This is a genomic window from Corynebacterium sp. ACRPS, from assembly GCF_022346005.1.
Lineage (GTDB): Bacteria > Actinomycetota > Actinomycetes > Mycobacteriales > Mycobacteriaceae > Corynebacterium.
Genome location: NZ_JAKRMY010000002.1, coordinates 20,508 through 38,264, shown reverse-complemented (window position 1 = coordinate 38,264; position 17,757 = coordinate 20,508). Strand labels below are relative to the sequence as shown.

The window sequence follows — 17,757 nt, the reverse complement described above, 5'->3', positions numbered from 1 at the left end:
AAAGGCACTATATGGCACGGCACTCAAACGGGGAAAACAGATTCGCACTAGCCGGCTGGGTTATCGCGGTCACCATCATCGCAATCATTGCCGTCATCACACCATTGATTTTCCTGTTGCGCGCTGGGGATGACTCTGGAGAGCCTACAGCCGCAGAAACCGCGTCCCAATCCCCCGTGGAAAGCAGCCCAGGAAACTCCTCGTCCGCTCCTGGGGAGTCGGACGACGGCGAAGAGGGCAAAGAGGCTTCCTCCTCCACCGTGGACATGGCACCCAATACTCTCCTCCTCGTTGATACTTCTGCGAATATGACCGCGATGTTTGATGCAACGCAACAGGCGCTATCTGGCACTGCGGAAAAATTGAGTGACAACAATAGTCAGGTAGCCTTGTGGAACTATTCTTCTCCCATTTCGGAGGCCGCGGCGGTAGGCTACCGCGATAACCTCGGATTCGGCGATGGCTCTGCGGTTCCGGATACGCTCGCGGCACTCGGCACCGGTGGTGTGCCGCAATCGCGCAGCGCTACAATCGCCGCACTGAATACCGCAGCGGATCAAGCCGCTGACACCAACCGAAAGACACGGGTCGTCCTCGTTACGACCGGTACTGAGCTCGACATAGACGATGCCCAGTTTGCAGCCTCCCTTGACGGTGCCAAGTCAGACAACGTAGAGCTATCCGTTGTCCACGTGGGCCCAGGGGAAGTCGATGAACAGCTAAAGGACGCTGCTGACAACTTCACTAGTGTCGATGCGGGTACGCAAAAGGACCTCAACGCTGCGATGGATAAGGCCGCTGGGGTTTAACCAAAAAGTTCTCCCTCCACCCCCGTGAGCTGGGGTCTGGAGGGAGAACTTTTAAGCAGGCTTAGGAGCTCTTGCGATTGCGGCGGGCGGCAAGCTCATCGAGGCCAACCACATTGTCATCGGGCAATTCCTCGATGCGCTCTGCGGGGAAGGACGTGATCGTGCCGGACAGTTCCTTCAAGATTCCCGGTACGGCGATGCCGAAGACACCCTGACCGCCGGCGAGAAGGTCAATGACCTCATCATTGGAGCGGCACTCGTACACGGTGGTGCCATCAGAGACGAGGGTGAGTTCAGCCAGATCGTTAACGCCGCGGTCATGCAAAGATTCCACGGCTAAGCGGATATTCTGCAGGGAAATACCGGTATCGAGCAAGCGCTTGACAATCTTGAGGACCAAGACGTCCTTGAAAGAATAGAGGCGCTGCGAACCCGAGCCGCGGGCGGTGCGAATGGAGGGGTTGACCAAGTTGGTGCGTGCCCAGTAGTCCAACTGGCGGTAGGTGATGCCAGCAACTTGGCAGGCGATGGGCACGCGGTACCCCACTTCTTCGTCCGGTCCCACATCAAAGAGGGATTCTTGGACGTACTGGGACTCGGACTGAGTGTCCTCGGTGATGCTCACGTAATTACTCCAATGGGGTTTGTTGGAAGCTCTAAAGATCAATTAAATGCCAAGCGCACACCCCCGTCAAGCGGTGCTTGCTTAACCTTCGAGTACAACTTTAGACTTTAAAAACCACATTGTCACCATTAGTCACACGCGTGTCATTAATTTTTTCCGTCTTCTTCCCCCGTGTGGAAATCGGATTCATCCATGCCAAGGCTGCGCATCATCTCTTCAAAATCGGCATCGGCCTGCGCGTTTCCAGATGCAGAGGTGCTTTCCTCAGCAGAGGAAGCATCGCTATCTCGCCCGTCCTGGGTGGGGGTAGGAAGTTCAAGGTCGAAGTATTCCTTGATGTCCTCCTCGCTGGCGAAAACGGATACCTGCGCCAAAAGCGCAGACTCTGCAAGAATGGGTACCTTAAAGTGGTCAGCTACCGCCAAGGCATCACTTACACGAGCATCAAAAACCTCGCCTTGCGCGGTCTGAATATCCACCATGAATGTGCCTTGATGGTGGTTAACAATCTCGATGGCCTCGACGCCACCTGCAGCCTCCAAGACCTCACAGAGAAGATCGTGAGTCGTGGGGCGGTTCGGGCGCTGGTCAGCAAAAACTGCTGCCAATTGGATTCCGTCTACGGCGGAGAGCCAGATGGGAATGAGGCGATTTTCTTCGGGCCAACGCAGCAGTGCGCAGACATCATCTTCTGGCCCAAGCTGGTGAATGCCGTGAAATTCAAGGGTTACATCACTCATAGCTATTACTCTCCCACACGGGAGGCGGCCATGGTGAGTTAGGCGTTAAATTCGTGGCGCAAATCCGTCTTAACCAAGGTGGCATGCAAAGAAACCACTAGCGCCGTCATCTGCTGGGATAGTTCTTCTGCCTGCTGGTGCGCGGTATCGGAATTCGAGTGCGCCACGGGGGCTGCGACCTGGGAGATTAAATCCGCCTGGCGGCGGGCGCTATTGCGCAGGGACTTCAGCTGGCTAGCGCTAAACCCGAAAGCCTGCAACGCCACTGCGGCGGAGGCAATGGCCACGTCGTCGGTATTGAAAAAGCCCGCGGCATCCGGCTTAATCAGTTTATCTTTGATAAAGGTGGCAATATCCGCCTCGGATGCGCCGGCTTGCTCTGCTACCTCGGCATCGGTCAGGCGCGTTACCGCGGGAGCCTTGAACTGTTGCGGGGAAAGCAAGGTCTCTGCATTGCCAGCAGAAACAATGGCGGTAACCTGGCCGGAATCCATTGCTTCCAGCTGCTCGCGAATGACCTTGAGCGGGGTATAGTTATCCCGCTGGGTGGTCAAGATGTAGCGCAGCCTATCCACGTCTTCCTGCGTGAACCGGCGGTAGCCGGAGGCGGTGCGCTGGGGAGAAATCAGCCCCTCTGATTCGAGGAAGCGGATTTTGGACACAGTGACATCAGGAAATTGCTGATTCAGCGTTTCTAAGACCACGCCAATGGACATGGTCTTAGCCTTCTTCGTGTTCGGGCTCTTGCGGCGAGCTGATGCCGCCGCGGATTCTGCTGCGCTCACTGTGTCTATCTCTTTACAGGTGTCTCAGTAGTCGTTGGATATAAAAATGAGACTAAACCGCTTTAACCGAGTCCGGCAAAACGGTTTGTCTGCTGCAGTTTTAGTCCTGCTTGGTGATGAAGACGAGGCGGAATTTACCGATCTGAATCTCATCTCCAACCTCGAGCGCCTGCGAATTGCGTGGCTCGCGGTTGACGTAGGTACCGTTCAGGGATCCCACGTCTACTACCTCGAATTGGCCGTCATCATTCTTGCGGAATTCAGCGTGGCGGCGGGAAACGGTGACATCATCCAGGAAGATATCTGCCTCCGGGTGGCGCCCTGCCGTGGTGGTGTCCTGATCAAGCAAGAAGCGGGCACCGGCGTTGGAGCCGCGCTTGACGACGAGCAACGCCTGGCCATCTTCCAGGTTTTCCGTACCTACCGCAGAGGTATCGGTTCCCTTGGTGCCATTTTCCATTTCCTTGAGCAGGTCAGCGCGGAATACAGAGGTGGTCTCCACCTGTGGTTCCGGGGTTCCGGTGTTCTCGCTCATTGTTACCTCCGGGGACTAGTTTTGAGTTACTTATACCAATAATAGCGACTCTTCCGAGTCTGTGATCTCTCAGTGGGCAATTATTTCACCGGAAAATGTTTCCGATGCCGCTCAACACGGAATTTCCCTGCCCCGCAAGGGGGTTATCAGAGACCATATAGGTCCACGTTGCGCTTGGACGGTTCAATCCAGAGTCTGCAAGGTGTGCCCCCTCAGAGTCAATAGGCACCTGTCTAAAGGTCTCTACTGACTGATCCACCGCCCGCTGCGCCAAGTCCTTAAACTCGCGCACCGCAATGCGGTGATACTCGTCAATTGGGGTCTCGCGCGCGATGGCGCGCAGGTGAATGGATTCACGTACATCATCGAGCAGCTCGAGGTGATCGGCCCAGCCCATGTCTAGGTGATACAGCATAATTTCGCGCGCCGCCTGGATGCGCACTGCCTCCGGGATATCCGCAAGCTCGCTCGCCCGCTCTGGGGCGCGCTCAGCTAGTTCCTGCCATGCCTGGTCCGTATCCAATAGCGCTGCACGGCGCTTATCAATGATGATGCGCTGATCCGCCAAGAGCTGGTTATACTTCCAGGTCTGGGCGTGAATTTCTAGCAACTGGCCCTCTGTCACCCGCTGGCAATGGGCGACAAAGCCCTGCACCCGCTTGGATTCGATGAGCCCGCCAGGGCCAGGTTGCGCACTGACCTTTTCCCCAGCCCCGCCTTGTTGCACCACATCATCCTCCAGGGAGACGAAAAATAGCGCCAAGCCTGGGTCTCCTTGGCGCCCTGCACGCCCGCGCAGCTGGTTATCGAGCCGCGCCGTGCGGTGCCGAGAGGTTCCGATCACGGCGAGCCCGCCGCGCTCAGCCACCTCATCGTGGTCGGCCTCATCGGCGCCACCGAGCTTGATGTCCGTACCGCGGCCGGCCATTTGTGTGGAGACGGTTACCCGCCCCACATCGCCGGCTTCGGCAACAATCTGTGCCTCTTCGCGGTCATTTTTGGCGTTAAGCACGTTGACTTCGATATCGCGATCGCGCAGCGCCGCCGCCAGATTTTCCGATTCCGCAACGTCTTGGGTTCCCACAAGTACTGGTTGACCAGCATCGTGCAAGCGGGCAATTTCTTCAACGATTGCCGTCGACTTCTCCCCTATGGTGGCAAAAATGCGATCTTGTTCATCGAAGCGCTGCAGTGGCTTATTCCGATCGATAACGGAAACGTGCAGGTCATAAAACTGCCGCAGCTGGTCGGTGGCCTCTACCGCAGTGCCCGTCATCCCGCAGACCAACGGGTACCTGCGCATGAGTTCTTGCAGTGTAATCGTATCGAGGATGCGCCCGCCCTCAGAGACCTCTAAGCCCTCTTTAGCCTCTACCGCAGCCTGCAGCCCGTCGGGCCAGCGCTGCAGGTCGGCGACGCGACCACGGGAGGCATCGATAAGCTGCAGCTTGCCGTCCACCACGATGTAGTGAATATCGCGGATCAACAGCGCCTTTGCGTGCAGCGCTAAATTGACCTTGACCAGGACGGTGCCGATATTGTCTTCGGAATAAAGGGAATCGATGCCGAGCTCTCGCTCTACGCGGGCTGCGCCGACATCGGTAAGCTGCACCGTGCGCCCATCATCTGAGATGACGTACTCGTGGTTCTCCCGCAGCCGAGAGACCACATTGGTAATTTGCCCCGTGGGAGCCTCACCCGGGCGGTTTCCGGCCAGCACCAGCGGTACAAGGGCCTCGTCAACTAAGACGGAATCGGCTTCGTCCACCAAGGCGACATCGCCAGGAGCCTGCACCGCCTGTGCGCGTTCGGTGATCTGATTATCGCGCAAAAGGTCAAAGCCCAATTCATTAACGGGGGCGTAAATAATATTCTGTGCATAGGCCGCGCGGCGCTCATCCGCACTCATGCCCTCCGTCACGGAGGCTACCTGCAGCCCAAAAAATTCCACGACAGGCCGCATCCATTCGGCATCGCGGCTGGCCAGATAGTCATTGACCGTCACGACGTGGACGCGCTTCCCAGTCAGCGCGAAACCCGTAGCGGCCATCGCGCCGACGAGCGTCTTGCCCTCACCGGTAGCCATTTGAATGACATCGCCGGTAAGCAGTCGCAGTACCGCCTGCGATTGCACGGTGAATGGGTGCAGGCCCAGGGTGCGTTCACACGCTACGGCAAGGGCACCCAGGAATTGGGCCTTGTCAGCGACCTCGCCGCCGCGCACCGCATCGCGGGCGGCTTGAGCTACGGCAGCATCGTCGCTCTGTGCGAGTTTCTCCGCGGCGGAGCGAGCTTCATCCACGATGGCCTTGGATTTCTTATCGTTTCGCTCGCTTTGCGAGCCCATCGCTTTCCAGAACCAATCGAATGCTCCCACGACAATTCCTCCTTTAGGGGCTGGCTGCCTACGACTCTAGTCAACCTCATCTGGCTTGGAACTTATGGGGCCGTTATTGTAGGTGCCATGCAATCCGTCAATGTTAAGCTGCCGTCCAGCCGAGGAACCGAGATGGCAGGAACCATCGACTTTCCTGATGCTCCACCTCTCGCCTTCGCCGTCTTCGCGCATTGCTTTGCCGGCTCGCGCCATACCCCTGGCGCGGCCCGCACCTCGAAGCAATTAACGGAATTCGGCATCGCCACGCTGCGCTTTGATTTCCCCGGTTTGGGGCAATCAGAAGGCGAGTTTGCGGACACTACGTTTAACCAGAATGTCGACGATATCCGCGCCGCAGCGGACTGGCTAGAAGAACATTATTCCGCACCGCAGATGCTCATTGGCCACTCCCTGGGCGGTGCGGCGGTGCTCAAGGCCGCCACGGCAATGATAAAGATTCGGGCCGTTGCCACCATCGGCGCCCCCTTCGATCCGGCGCACTCCGTGCTGCACTACGCGGATAAGATCGGCGAGGTAGACGCTAATGGCGAGGTCGAGGTCGTCCTAGGCGGCAGGGCGCTGACCATTTCGCGTAAATTCCTAGAGGATTTGGCAGAAACCAACCCAGAGGAATACCTGCCGCGGTTGCGCAAGCCACTCTTGTCCCTGCATTCTCCCATCGACCAAACGGTGGGCATCGACAATGCGCAAAATATTTTCCGCATGACCCGCTATCCCAAGTCCCTCGTCTCGTTGGATAAGGCCGATCACCTGCTGACGAAACAGGGTACGGCGGCCCGCGCCGCTGATCTCATCGGTGCATGGTCGCGGCAGTTTATCGTCCCCGACTATGAACCCGAGGAAGTGGGTACGGATGCCGCCGTTGCCAGCCCTGCTATCGGCACCAAATTCGGTGTCGTGGTGCGCCACAATGATCATTCCGTTACCGCGGACCGGACCAAAAAGGAAGGCGGCAAGGGCAAGGGCTTTACCGCAACCGGCCTGCTCATGTCGGCCTTGGCAGCTGCCTCCACCCAGGCCATCAAGGAAGCCGGCAAGAAGCTTGCGCTTGACGATGTCCACGTGACCATCACCCAGACCGGTTCCACCTCTTTCGAGCGCCGCATCGAACTAAAAGGCTCCTTGGACGATTCCGAGGTCGATGCACTGCGCGTAGCCGCGCGCGATACCGACATCGAGCGCATGGCCGCCGGCGCCACCATCACCGATATCGTGGACGCCAACTAATGGTGGCCCTCAACCCCATCGCCGATTCCCGCCGCTGCCCCTGCACGAGCGGGCTGAGCTTTGGCGAATGCTGCGGCAAGTACCACGCTGGTGCCAAAGCTCCCACGGCGGAGGCCCTCATGCGGTCACGCTTTAGCGCCTTCGTCAGCGGCGATGAGGACTACCTCCTGCGCACCTGGGATCCGGTGACTCGGCCGAGCTCATTGGACTTGGCCGACTCCCCCATCCGGTTCTACCGCCTCGATATCCTCGATACCGAGCGCGGTGGCCTAGTAGACGATGAAGGCATCGTGGAATTTGAGGCCTTCTACAAGGGCGAGGCAGTGGGCTCCCAGCGGGAGCGATCGTCTTTCCGGCGCCTTAATGGCGCATGGGTCTATTCCACCGGCGAGCTTTAATGCAGGTCACGGCCTAGATTTCACTGTGGAATTATCCTGATGTAATCTAGGGCAGTCGCAAGAAATAATGCGACGCCGGGCTATGGCGCAGTTTGGTAGCGCACTACACTGGGGGTGTAGGGGTCGCAGGTTCAAATCCTGTTAGCCCGACAAATTATCCCACGGCTATGGAGTAACTCTTCGGCCGTGGGATTTTCTGTATGCCTCGTCTACACCGCAAAAAGGATGGCAAGGCCTAATAGGATAAGCACCGTGGGAAATAACACGCTCTCCCACTTCTCTAGCGCTTCTGCTACGGCTGGCCGTGTGGCCACGAACTTCGCTACCGCTACAAGGCCGGCGACCAAAACGAGGAATACGATGCAGTACACCGCGATGTCTGAGGGCGAAGACGTGGTAAATACCGGCAGGTACACTCCGATATTATCGCCGCCATTGGCAAAGGTGACCCCGGCTACCGCAGCGACGCTGAGCTTCTTTCCGGAAACGTCATTGTCCTCTTCCCCGCGAAAGGCCTCCCAGGCTGCCCAGAGGCCAATGGCCAAGGGAATAAGCCCGAAAAAGCGTATCCAGTCTTCCGGAAGAATAGCGCTAAGTCCCAGGCCAAGTGCTACAGAGACCGCGAGGATCCCTAAAAATCCCAGATATTGCCCCAAAAGAATGGCTTTGGTCGTGCCCTTCCTGCCCGCGCCACGGGCAAAGAACAGCGAGAGAACAACGATATCGTCGATATTGGTGACGATAAATAAGACGATTGCGGATGCGAGAGTAGTAATCACATAATCAGCTTAACGTATCCACCGATGACAATTGTCATGGAAACTTCGTGACACGACCCCTGCTATTAAAAGCGCAAACGTAGTTAAGTGCAAGACATGAAAACTACACGTATCCCTAACTCAGGTTCCTCAACAGCGATTGAGGTACGCGACGTAGAAAAAGTCTTCGCAGCGAACTCCTCGCATTCAGTGCGAGCACTGAATGACGTATCAGTCTCCATCGCCACCGGAGAAATCGTAGCGTTGTTAGGTTCCAACGGCGCTGGAAAGTCCACACTCATTGACCTTATCTTGGGCCTTACCGAACCTTCTTCCGGCGCTATTACAGTCCAAGGCAAAAGCCCCCAGGAAGCGATCAACAACACACAGCTAGCAGCGGTGCTCCAATCCGGAGGTCTTCTCCCCGAGCTCACCGTAAGCGATACCTTAAAGATGATTTCCGCTACCTTTGCCCAGCCCCTAGACATTGGCGAGGTCGCACATCACACCAACTTAGAACCGATATTGTCTCGACGAGTGGGCAAGTGCTCCGGCGGCGAGCAACAACGTCTTCGTTTCGCGCTTGCGCTCCTGGGTGACCCACAGATACTCATCCTTGACGAGCCGACTGCCGGTATGGATCCAGGCGCTCGCCGGGATTTTTGGGCGTCCATGCAGCACCAGGCTGAGCTCGGGCGCACCATCTTCTTCGCGACACACTATCTCGAAGAAGCGGACAACTTTGCTGAAAGGATAGTGCTTCTGCACAAAGGGGAAGTTGTGGCCGATGACAAGGTAATTGACATACGTAGCCGCGGCGAGGTCCGAAGAATTACGGCCCAATTTGACGGCAGTATCCCTCCAATGAGTGCGCTACCAGGCGTTACCGAAGTCACCCGCACTGGAGATCACATTCAAATGACTACCTCAGATTCGGATTCACTGACCCGTCATCTTCTTAACCACACAGGCGCCTATGACCTCACCATTAGCGCTCATAGTCTGGAAAATACTTTCCTCGCTCTCACCGATGAGCACAACTAATCCAATTCTCCTCCCGCCAGCCCCCCAAACGAAAGATTCCAACCATGTCTAATAGTTCCACCGCGCCTGCGTTGAGTAACACAATGCGTTTGGCTGGGTACAATTTCCTCCGGCTGCGCCGCAACCTCGCCCCGCTATTTTTCACCACCATTTTGCCGGTATTTTTCTATTTACTTTTCAGCACACTAATGGACTTTGGCAGCCTTCCTATTCACAACGGTAACTTTGCAGCTCTCCAAATGATCAGCATGGCCCTGTACGGTGGCGTCGCCGGTGCGGTGGGAGCCGCTGCTTCTTCAGTCACTGATGCTCGGTCCGGTTGGAGACGCCAACTAGCGCTTACTCCGCTGCGCCCTCACCAGATCCTCTGGGCGAATATCACATCCATAGCATTGCAAGCTCTGCTCCCCATTGCAGCAGTGTTTCTCACTGGTGCATTAACTAAGGCTGACATGGAGCCCCACCAATGGGTTCTGTCCTTTCTTGCGTGCGCTGTTGTCTCTATTCCCTTTGGCTTATATGGGATGATCTGGGCACTTGCTTTACCGACGGATAACTCCGTGGCCATTGCTTCTTCCTCTATTGTCCTCCTGCTGTTCGCCGCCAATGTCTTTATCCCTCTATCTTCCTCACTTATGGCGTTTGGCCGCTTTACACCCCTTTTTGGCCCAGTCGTGTTGGCTCAATGGCCATTGGCAGAAGGGATGCAACTGCTCAATGATGCCGATGGCACGGTTAACCATTCCCTGTGGAGCGCGGGACTAAACTTCGCCGTATGGACCGCAATTTTCGTCGGAGCCTGCGCAGCGCTGCTCCACCGCGACAAATCACGAATATAATGAATTCATTCCACTCGCCCTTTACGGGATTCGCTACAAATAATGCGGTGTTTGCCAGCGTTTGGCTTATATTTCTGTTCTTCAGCTTAATTCTGAATTTCGCTCAGCCTGGTGTGGACGCTACGCAGCGCCTAGGATCCACTGCCTGTGTTATCGCTTTCAGCGCCGTATATTTCTTCAGCTTTGGTTCGGTGAATTACTACCCGCGGGGCTGGAACTTACGTTATCGCTTGGCCGCTCGGTGGTCTGCCTTAGCGCTCATAGCACTTATCTCCATACCCTTCTTCGGAGTTTATGCTACGACATTTGTGCCCTATCTAGCTGCTTTCCTCGGGTTTCAATTACCGCTGCGCCGGGCATTATTATGGGTACTTCTTACCGGACTCGTAGTTACAGGTGCCTTATGGAGCGTCGATTCGCAAGACCTCTTAGGGACATTCATTGTGATATTCGGCTGGCCAATCTTGCTGGTGATGCTAGGCACAATGTCTCAAAGAGAAGACTCGCGCACGGATTTGGAGCATCAAGTCGATCTCGCTCGCCAACGCGAAGACATTGCCACCGACGTTCACGATTTGCTCGGTCACTCGCTTACCGTCATCAATTTAAAATCTGAGTTGGCACAGCGGCTAGTAGACGTAGATCCAACTCGAGCTCGAAACGAGCTTCAAGAAATAAGTGACCTTTCCCGTAAGAGTTTGGCAGAAGTCCGCTCCACAGTTACCCGGATGCGCATGCCGACCTTCGAGGGAGAAGTTCAGGCAGCACGGCGAGCGTTCGATACTACAGGGATTCAAGCGCATCTTCCTGCCAACGTCCGAGCCGTAGGTCTTTATGACGCCGCCTTTTCCTGGGCATTACGTGAGCTCACCACTAACGTTATTCGCCACTCAGGAGCAGAGCACTGTTGGGTAAGCATATCCCAGAATAAGCTCCAAGTCGTAGATGATGGTTGCGGCTTCGATCCGAAAAAGCAGTACCAAAGTGGCGGGCTACACGGGCTTCACAAGCGAATAGAGGACAGCGGCGGAAAGTTGATTATTATGAGGAAGGACGATCGCACCGTAGCGCTGATTACTATGAATGGTGATACTGAGTTACTACCCTTAGACAGTGAAGTGGAGTCCGATGGCTGATACATCTCCACCCATCCGTATCCTTATCGCAGAGGATCAATCATTGGTTCGCGGAGCCCTTGCTGCTCTCCTAGCTGCCGAACCAGATATCGAGGTAGTTGCTCAATGCGCAACGGGCAACGAGGTTGCGGGGCTCGTCGCCAAGCACAACGTGGAGGTAGCTCTTCTCGATATTGAAATGCCTGGAAAGAGCGGTCTAGACGTAGCTGAAGAACTCTCCAGCAGCCCATGCAAATGTCTCATCGTTACTACTTTTGGCCGCGGCGGCTATGTAAAACGTGCTATTGATGCCAACATCGCTGGGTTCATAGTCAAAGACACTCCACCAGAACAACTCGCGGAGGCAATTCGCCGAGTAAAGGCTGGGCTGCGGGTGATCGATCCTGCCCTGGCACGAGAGAGTCTTTTTACCCCGGACAACCCGCTCACACCCCGGGAACGAGAAATCGCGCGGCTTTTATTATCTGGGGTGACTTCCTCAGAACTGGCGCGCAAAGTGCATCTTAGCCCAGGCAGTGTGCGCAACGTCGTGTCAAGTATCATGACAAAAACCGCTGCGAACAACCGCTACGAGGCTGCTACGAAAGCCCAAACTCAAGGCTGGATTTAAATCAGGTGTAGGAAAAGACTGAGCCCCGTTCGGCATACGAACGGGGCTCAGTGATATTCGTTTTTCTAATTAGAAATTAGGGCGAGAACTACTTGTTCTCGTCGTCACCGTCGTTATTGGTGCCGAGCTTGTCATCAATGACGTCGCGGGCCTTGTCTACCTGGTCTGCCTTGTCCTCGCCCAGCTTGTCCTTGGCAAAGTCCTCGGCCTTGTCCAAGCCTTCCTTGGTAACTTCCTCGCCCTTTTCGGAGTTCAGTGCTTCCTTTGCCTTGTCAAAGATACCCATTGCTAATCCTTTCGTTGTTTACTTCATCTAACCATTGCCGTGCGCGGCAACACCGCCCACGATAATGACACTGCCGGGACTTCGCCACCAAAGGGGGCCAGAAGTTTTAAAGTGATAGCGTTAATGAGACCAATGACCAGCTCGCACGAAAAAGGCAACTAATGACGCACACCAGCCCTGGTGCAAACTGCAACTCCGCGGAATTCTTTGGTCTGGTATGGCCTGGCAAGCAAGCCGCGCGCAGTGTGGCAGAGGCTCCCCTAGCCGCCGAGTTCGAGCTCGATGCTGAGCTAAGCAGCTCTACTACCACGCCCAATAGCATCCACTTGGCCGATAACCTGCCTGTGCTACAGCACTGGGTTTCCACGGGCGAGACCTTTGATGTCATTTACATTGACCCGCCATATAACACCGGCCGGGACTTTGTCTACCGCGATAATTACCGCGCTCGGCGCGAAGTAAATTCCGGCAGCTATGCCCAATGGCACGCCGAGTGGCTGTCCATGATGCTCCCGCGGCTCATCCTGGCGCGGCGCGTATTGGCGGAGAACGGCTTTATATTCGTCTCCATTGGAGAGGACGAGGCCGCTAATGCCCGCAAGGTTTTAGACGAGGTTTTTGGCGAGGGCTGCTATGCCGGGCAATTCATTTGGAAAAAAGCCGGCACTGGGAAAAACGATTCCAAGTATGCGGTGGTAGAACACGAATACATCCTCTGCTATGCCAAGACCCCGGATAACCCCGGATTCAACGTAGATGCTGAGGGCTATACGAGCACCAAATATAACCACGAGGATGAACGTGGCAAATACTCCTTGGTGCGCCTTGACTCTAAGACCCTGGGGTACCTGCCATCGCTCGATTTTCCCATTTCCTCACCCGATGGCACGCAACACTGGCCGGACCAACCGGCAGGCCACAGCCGGGTAGCGCGCTGGCGCTGGGGCAAGGACATGGTGGAAAAGCGCTACGATGAGCTGGTCTTTCGGCGCGGATTCGTCTACACCAAGAACTATCAAAAAACAGGGGCGCGGCCGCGTTCCATCCTCGATGGGCAAAGGTTTGGCGTAACGCGCGCCGGACGCCGCGACGCAGAGGACGTGATGGGCGTAGAGGGAATCTTTGAGTTTCCTAAGCCAGTGCGCCTTATCAAGCACCTCATCGCCATTGGCGGCGGGCCCGATGCCCGTGTGCTCGACTTTTTCGCAGGCTCAGGCACCACGGCGCAGGCGGTCATCGAACTCAACCGAGAAGATAAGGGCGGGCGCAGTTTTCATTTGGTGCAAATTCCAGAGCCCACCGCCCCGGACAGTTCGGCGCACCGAGCAGGCTTTCTCAGCGTGGCGGATATTTGCGTAGAGCGCGTGCGATCGGTGCCTGAGTCCTCTTTCCGAGCCTACCGCGCGCCCTAAGTTTCGCGGGTGCCGTCGGGCCTACCCGGAATGCCGAAGAAGTCCAAGACGCGGTCAGTGGCGAAGAACTTTCCTACTTCATTATTTTTATCTCCAAGGCCACCCGGCCACACGTGGGATCCGCCACCGATGCGGATATGCTCCAGCGGTGCGGAGCAGCCCCTCCAATGCATATCGAGGGCATTATTGACCAAGCGGTTGGTGTCTACCTTCTCCGAGCATTTATTGCGCTTGCGGTCTTGCTCCAGGACGGATTCGACGGAGAAGTACTTGGTCTTATGCCGGGTCCCGCCGTAATAGCCCACGACGGGGTCATCGGTACCGTGCATATCTAGGCGCCCTACCGGTTCATGGGCGCAGTCTTTCAGGATATCTTCATAATAAGCAGCGGAAATGGTGGCGACCGAGTGGAAGATGCCGGGCATCTGGCAGGCCAGGTAGGCAGCAAAACCGCCGCCATTGGACATGCCGGTGGCATAAAGCCGGGAATCATCGACGTTATAGGTCGCGCGCAGGGAATCGAGGATATCGAGCACGAATTTCTTGTCCTCGCTCCCGCTGGTTTCCGCGTACGGGGCCGGGCTCCACGCTTTTTCCTTTCCTGCGGGAAATACAGTAATGGCTTGTGCCGCATCGAGGCGGGAATAGCCGCGCAGGTTTTCCGCTGACTGCCCCCAGCCATGGAAAGCCAATACTACGGGCCATTCTTTTTGCGCCGTATAATTTTCCGGCACGCTAAGAATGAAGGAGCGCCCGGACGGCAAGTTAATCGTCGTATAGGATCCGGGTTCTGGGCCACTGAGCGGCGCAGAGGTAGGAATCCCGAGCTGCGAGGCAGCTGAACCGTGCGATTGCGTGCTTTCGCTGCGTGCCGCCGAGCCCGATTCTTCCTCGTTATTTGCGCATGACACCCCCAGCGCCGCCACGCAGCACAAGACTGCGGTGCTCAGCATCGCACGCACCGGCCTCCGTCTCATGATTTTCGTCCCTTCTGCCAAGCGGCCCATAACTGTTTATAACGGCCCCCATAATTTAGCAGCTCTGCATGGCTACCCTGTTCTACTACCCGGCCATTATCCATGACCACGATGGCATCGGCACGCGAGGCTTGATCCAGGCGATGCGCAACAACCAAGGCGGTTCGCCCCTCCATCACTGACTCTGCGGCGTCCTCTAAGGATTCAGCACCCACCGAGCCTGCTTCCGCCGTGGCTTCATCCAAGATGATGATGCGGGGATCCAGCAGCACGATTCGGGCAAGCGCCAATTGCTGTGCCGCCACCGGGTCCAACGGCATGCCTTGCGCGCCCACGATGGTATCGAGGCCCGCTTCTAGTTCGAAGAACCAGTCAGCCTGCACTTGGCGCAGCGCCTGCACCATTTCCGCATCGGTAGCCTGCGGCGCCGCGAGCGCTAGATCCTCGCGCAGACTCCCAGAAAAGACGTGCACTTCCTGGGAGACGAGGGCGAGGCGCTGGATACGCTCGGCATCGGAAAGCAGCGCGACCTCGACGCCATCGACAAGCACGGTGCCCTTATCCGGAACGCGCAAGCCCGCGAGCAACGCAGCCACGGTGGATTTCCCGGCGCCAGACGCCCCGACGAGGGCAACCGTTTCACCCGGCTTAATCGCAAGGTTGAGGCCCTCGACGGCCCATGAGTTATCGCTATAGCGGAAGGAAATATCCCGCATGTCCACGCTGCCATCGCCCCTCGGTGCACCGCTATCCGGTACCGGCGCGGGCGGATCGATGACCACGCCCACGATGCGCGCCAACGAGGCATACCCGGATTGCACCGTATCTAGCACGCGCATCAGCCCCATCAGCGGCCCGCGCAGGCGAATGAGCAATAACATCGCCGCGGTGACCGCTCCAACAGTAAGCGCATTAGCCTGCACCACCCAAAAGCTTACCGCCAAACCGCTGGCTAATAAGACCAGTTCAATGCCGGTGAGGTGGGCCTGGAGCACCATCATCGTCCGGCGCGCGTTATATCCTTCTTCCACCACACGCCTTGAAGCCGCGCCGATCCGATCGTGCATCGTATTTTCCATGCGGAACGCGCGCACCGTGTCCCTGCCGTGAATCGCTTCCAAAAGCCTGCGGGCGCGGTCCGCCATGGCGGCGCGCTCAGCGGCATACCGGTCAGGGGCGAGCCGCAGGTAATACCGGCCGGCTAAGAAATACAGCGGGGTCACGGCAACAATAACCACGAGGTATTGCCAATCCACCGTAAGCAGCGCTACTGCCGTCGAGGCAATGGCAAAAATGGACTTTGCCAGCACGGGGACCGTCTCAGTAACCGCGGCGGAAAGCTCCGCCACGTCATCAGTAGAACGCGATACCAAGTCCCCGGTTCCGGCATCCTCGACGCGGTGTGTGGGAAGGCCGAGTGCCGTAGAGACTATATCCTCGCGCAGGGACGCGATGACGCGCTCGGTCAGCTGGGACAGAACATAGAATCCCGCCGCCGATAAAGCGGCAGACGCGCCCGCGACCCCGATGAGCAGGACTCCGAGGAGGGCGATGCTGGCGCCCGTCGTCACGGCATCGACAATCTTGCCGAGCAGGATCGGGATGGTGACATTGGCTGCTGCCCCGGCTATCAAGAACACCACGGCGATAAGGGCGCGCCGGCGCGCATGCGGAATCGCCGATAACTGCTGCGCCACAACCTTTCGCACCTGTGGCCACGTGGTGGTGGGAAAACGCATTAGGACTCCACCCCCACTGCATGCCACGCAGGCGCCGAGGTATAGACGATGGTGGGTTTATCCTTCCGGTAGTCCGCAACGCGGTGGGCTACCTCTTGCTCGGTAACGGAATCGACCGCGGTGGTGGGATCAGAGAGAATAAGCACCTCCGGATCCGCTGCAATAGCGCGGGCAAGGGCGACTCGTTGCTGCTGGCCGCCGGACAGGTTGTTTCCGCGCTCACCCACGGCGCGGTCCAGCCCACCGGGAATATCCTCACCCGCGGCCACCTCTAGGGCCCGTGCGGCCGTATCTGCATCCGGATGAATATTATCCTGCACGGTTCCGGTAAACAGCATGACCTCGTGTGGTACGACGATGAATTTTTCCCGGGCCAGCTCCCGCAGTTCTTCCGGAGCATGTCCATCGATGGCGGTGATACCCGGCCGTAGCGCCGGCACCTGTGGTGCGGCGTCCCCGGGAAGCCCGAGAGCCCTCAGCAGGCCCACGATTCGCTGCGCACTCGCCTGCGCCGCGGCCCACCGGGAGGCAATATTTCTTCCCAGCATGGTCATCGGGGTAATGATGAATTGGGTAAGGCCAATTACCATAATGAGCTCACCAATGCTCATCTGCCCATCCAGCGCCAGGTAGCCGGCGGCAACGGCGACGGCGATGACATAAATGGACCCGAGCGCCTCGGTAGAAGCATTCAATCCTGCCTGCGCTGCATTGGCCTCAACGGTTCGCTCGTAGGCGGCATCGGAATCGCCCGCATACCGCTTGCGCACCGTACCAATCGCCCCGATCCCCTTAATAATGCGCAGGCCATGGACAATATCCGTCGCCGTCGCGCTAGCCCGGCCCAATGCTTCTTGCCGGATACCAGAGCGCTTGCGCAAGGGACCAGCCGAGCGCAGCGATCCCCACACCACGATGGGACCGCCGCATAAAATGGCCACACCTAGCGGCACATTCACCCGGCTGGTCATCACCGCGACATAAATGATCGACGTAATCTCCGCCACCGGGAACACCGTCATCATCACGGCATTCTGCACACGGGTCGCATCGGTTGAGGCAATGGCCAATAACTCCCCTGGCGTGCGTTTCGGCCCGCCCATCCCTTTGGGATCCATAATCCGATCCGTGATGGCCATGCGCACGTCGTGGCCGATAACCAGCATGCTGCGCGCGTTGAGCCCGCGGCCACACCACCCAGTGACGGTATTTACGGCGAAGGCTAGCACCAGCAGTGCAAGCCACCACCACAGTCGCCCGATTGATCCTTCCACCACCGCTTCATCGATGGCATAGCCCACGATGACCGGCGTTGTGCCATTGAGCACAAAAGAGATAGCCATGCACACGGCAGCGGGAATGGTCATCCCAGGCCGGGAGAAGACAGTCTTCAGCAACCACCGCCGATCTGATGGTTCTGGAAGTGTTGCCATAACAAG

General features: G+C 57.3%; 18 protein-coding genes and 1 tRNA gene. 9 read left to right on the top strand and 10 right to left on the bottom strand.

Annotated elements, in window-relative coordinates:
* The first annotated feature begins 11 nt into the window (after positions 1–11).
* On the top strand, positions 12–809 hold the full coding sequence (locus MHX65_RS01405) for a vWA domain-containing protein (RefSeq protein ID WP_239268064.1): 798 nt from the start codon (positions 12–14) through the stop codon (positions 807–809).
* A 61-nt stretch (positions 810–870) separates the two neighbouring features.
* Here the strand turns inward: MHX65_RS01405 and MHX65_RS01400 are convergent, their stop codons facing one another.
* From MHX65_RS01400 to secA2, 5 genes are all read right to left on the bottom strand, one after another.
* Positions 871–1,434: a MerR family transcriptional regulator gene (locus MHX65_RS01400; RefSeq protein ID WP_005282882.1), complete on the bottom strand. Its 564-nt coding sequence runs from the start codon at positions 1,432–1,434 to the stop codon at positions 871–873.
* Between the two features lie 146 nt (positions 1,435–1,580).
* Positions 1,581–2,174 carry a bifunctional nuclease family protein gene (locus tag MHX65_RS01395; protein ID WP_239268062.1) on the bottom strand — a complete coding sequence of 198 codons (594 nt, stop codon included), beginning with the start codon at positions 2,172–2,174 and terminating at the stop codon, positions 1,581–1,583.
* A gap of 38 nt (positions 2,175–2,212) precedes the next feature.
* Positions 2,213–2,959 (bottom strand): transcriptional regulator FtsR, encoded by a 747-nt coding sequence (gene ftsR / locus MHX65_RS01390; protein WP_023030770.1) that lies wholly within the window; start codon positions 2,957–2,959, stop codon positions 2,213–2,215.
* A 100-nt stretch (positions 2,960–3,059) separates the two neighbouring features.
* Entirely contained in the window at positions 3,060–3,494 is a 435-nt protein-coding gene (gene odhI / locus MHX65_RS01385) for an oxoglutarate dehydrogenase inhibitor Odhl (RefSeq protein WP_005279257.1), read from the bottom strand.
* An 85-nt stretch (positions 3,495–3,579) separates the two neighbouring features.
* Positions 3,580–5,871, bottom strand: a complete 2,292-nt coding sequence (gene secA2 / locus MHX65_RS01380) for an accessory Sec system translocase SecA2 (protein WP_239268060.1) — start codon at positions 5,869–5,871, stop codon at positions 3,580–3,582.
* An 87-nt stretch (positions 5,872–5,958) separates the two neighbouring features.
* On the opposite strand from secA2, the gene MHX65_RS01375 reads away from it, so the two are divergent.
* The 3 genes from MHX65_RS01375 to MHX65_RS01365 all read left to right on the top strand — a co-directional run bounded on the left by MHX65_RS01375 (position 5,959) and on the right by MHX65_RS01365 (position 7,667).
* Positions 5,959–7,119, top strand: coding sequence for a bifunctional alpha/beta hydrolase/OsmC family protein (locus tag MHX65_RS01375; RefSeq protein WP_239268058.1), 1,161 nt, complete (start codon positions 5,959–5,961; stop codon positions 7,117–7,119).
* On the top strand, positions 7,119–7,517 hold the full coding sequence (locus MHX65_RS01370; protein ID WP_239268056.1) for a YchJ family protein: 399 nt from the start codon (positions 7,119–7,121) through the stop codon (positions 7,515–7,517). The genes MHX65_RS01375 and MHX65_RS01370 overlap by 1 nt, the downstream gene beginning before the upstream one ends.
* Before the next feature lie 76 nt (positions 7,518–7,593).
* Positions 7,594–7,667 (top strand) — tRNA-Pro (locus MHX65_RS01365).
* 59 nt (positions 7,668–7,726) lie between these two features.
* On the opposite strand, the gene MHX65_RS01360 is transcribed toward MHX65_RS01365, so the two are convergent.
* Positions 7,727–8,296: a cadmium resistance transporter gene (locus tag MHX65_RS01360; protein ID WP_239268055.1), complete on the bottom strand. Its 570-nt coding sequence runs from the start codon at positions 8,294–8,296 to the stop codon at positions 7,727–7,729.
* A gap of 96 nt (positions 8,297–8,392) precedes the next feature.
* On the opposite strand from MHX65_RS01360, the gene MHX65_RS01355 reads away from it, so the two are divergent.
* The 4 genes from MHX65_RS01355 (at position 8,393) to MHX65_RS01340 (ending at position 11,904) form a co-directional block, all read left to right on the top strand.
* Complete coding sequence (locus tag MHX65_RS01355; protein WP_239268053.1) at positions 8,393–9,319, top strand: ABC transporter ATP-binding protein; 927 nt, start codon at positions 8,393–8,395, stop codon at positions 9,317–9,319.
* An 83-nt stretch (positions 9,320–9,402) separates the two neighbouring features.
* Entirely contained in the window at positions 9,403–10,158 is a 756-nt protein-coding gene (locus MHX65_RS01350) for an ABC transporter permease (protein ID WP_239268301.1), read from the top strand.
* Positions 10,158–11,294, top strand: coding sequence for a sensor histidine kinase (locus tag MHX65_RS01345; RefSeq protein WP_239268299.1), 1,137 nt, complete (start codon positions 10,158–10,160; stop codon positions 11,292–11,294). The genes MHX65_RS01350 and MHX65_RS01345 overlap by 1 nt, the downstream gene beginning before the upstream one ends.
* Positions 11,287–11,904: a response regulator gene (locus MHX65_RS01340; protein ID WP_239268051.1), complete on the top strand. Its 618-nt coding sequence runs from the start codon at positions 11,287–11,289 to the stop codon at positions 11,902–11,904. The genes MHX65_RS01345 and MHX65_RS01340 overlap by 8 nt, the downstream gene beginning before the upstream one ends.
* 88 nt (positions 11,905–11,992) lie before the next feature.
* Here the strand turns inward: MHX65_RS01340 and MHX65_RS01335 are convergent, their stop codons facing one another.
* Positions 11,993–12,190: an antitoxin gene (locus MHX65_RS01335; protein WP_239268049.1), complete on the bottom strand. Its 198-nt coding sequence runs from the start codon at positions 12,188–12,190 to the stop codon at positions 11,993–11,995.
* Positions 12,191–12,351: 161 nt separating this feature from the next.
* Here MHX65_RS01335 and MHX65_RS01330 point away from each other — a divergent pair, with 161 nt between their 5' ends.
* Entirely contained in the window at positions 12,352–13,602 is a 1,251-nt protein-coding gene (locus tag MHX65_RS01330; protein WP_239268047.1) for a site-specific DNA-methyltransferase, read from the top strand.
* Here MHX65_RS01330 and MHX65_RS01325 read toward each other — a convergent pair.
* The 3 genes from MHX65_RS01325 to MHX65_RS01315 are packed head-to-tail and all read right to left on the bottom strand — an operon-like array spanning position 13,599 to position 17,751.
* Positions 13,599–14,555: an alpha/beta hydrolase family esterase gene (locus tag MHX65_RS01325; RefSeq protein ID WP_239268045.1), complete on the bottom strand. Its 957-nt coding sequence runs from the start codon at positions 14,553–14,555 to the stop codon at positions 13,599–13,601. The two genes, MHX65_RS01330 and MHX65_RS01325, sit on opposite strands and share 4 nt — an antisense overlap.
* A gap of 20 nt (positions 14,556–14,575) precedes the next feature.
* Positions 14,576–16,318, bottom strand: a complete 1,743-nt coding sequence (locus tag MHX65_RS01320) for an ABC transporter ATP-binding protein (RefSeq protein ID WP_239268043.1) — start codon at positions 16,316–16,318, stop codon at positions 14,576–14,578.
* Positions 16,318–17,751, bottom strand: a complete 1,434-nt coding sequence (locus MHX65_RS01315; RefSeq protein WP_239268042.1) for an ABC transporter transmembrane domain-containing protein — start codon at positions 17,749–17,751, stop codon at positions 16,318–16,320. Before MHX65_RS01315 ends, MHX65_RS01320 begins: the two co-directional genes overlap by 1 nt.
* Between the last annotated feature and the right edge of the window lie 6 nt (positions 17,752–17,757).

Coding starts and splice junctions, on each gene's coding strand:
- MHX65_RS01405 (WP_239268064.1), top strand. CDS start 12: ATGGCACGGCACTCAAACGGGGAAAACAGATTCGCACTAGCCGGCTGG.
- MHX65_RS01320 (WP_239268043.1), bottom strand. CDS start 16,318: ATGCGTTTTCCCACCACCACGTGGCCACAGGTGCGAAAGGTTGTGGCG.
- MHX65_RS01350 (WP_239268301.1), top strand. CDS start 9,403: ATGCGTTTGGCTGGGTACAATTTCCTCCGGCTGCGCCGCAACCTCGCC.
- MHX65_RS01370 (WP_239268056.1), top strand. CDS start 7,119: ATGGTGGCCCTCAACCCCATCGCCGATTCCCGCCGCTGCCCCTGCACG.
- MHX65_RS01340 (WP_239268051.1), top strand. CDS start 11,287: ATGGCTGATACATCTCCACCCATCCGTATCCTTATCGCAGAGGATCAA.
- MHX65_RS01325 (WP_239268045.1), bottom strand. CDS start 14,555: ATGCTGAGCACCGCAGTCTTGTGCTGCGTGGCGGCGCTGGGGGTGTCA.
- MHX65_RS01375 (WP_239268058.1), top strand. CDS start 5,959: ATGCAATCCGTCAATGTTAAGCTGCCGTCCAGCCGAGGAACCGAGATG.
- MHX65_RS01345 (WP_239268299.1), top strand. CDS start 10,158: ATGAATTCATTCCACTCGCCCTTTACGGGATTCGCTACAAATAATGCG.
- MHX65_RS01315 (WP_239268042.1), bottom strand. CDS start 17,751: ATGGCAACACTTCCAGAACCATCAGATCGGCGGTGGTTGCTGAAGACT.
- MHX65_RS01335 (WP_239268049.1), bottom strand. CDS start 12,190: ATGGGTATCTTTGACAAGGCAAAGGAAGCACTGAACTCCGAAAAGGGC.
- MHX65_RS01355 (WP_239268053.1), top strand. CDS start 8,393: ATGAAAACTACACGTATCCCTAACTCAGGTTCCTCAACAGCGATTGAG.
- MHX65_RS01395 (WP_239268062.1), bottom strand. CDS start 2,174: ATGAGTGATGTAACCCTTGAATTTCACGGCATTCACCAGCTTGGGCCA.
- odhI (WP_005279257.1), bottom strand. CDS start 3,494: ATGAGCGAGAACACCGGAACCCCGGAACCACAGGTGGAGACCACCTCT.
- MHX65_RS01330 (WP_239268047.1), top strand. CDS start 12,352: ATGACGCACACCAGCCCTGGTGCAAACTGCAACTCCGCGGAATTCTTT.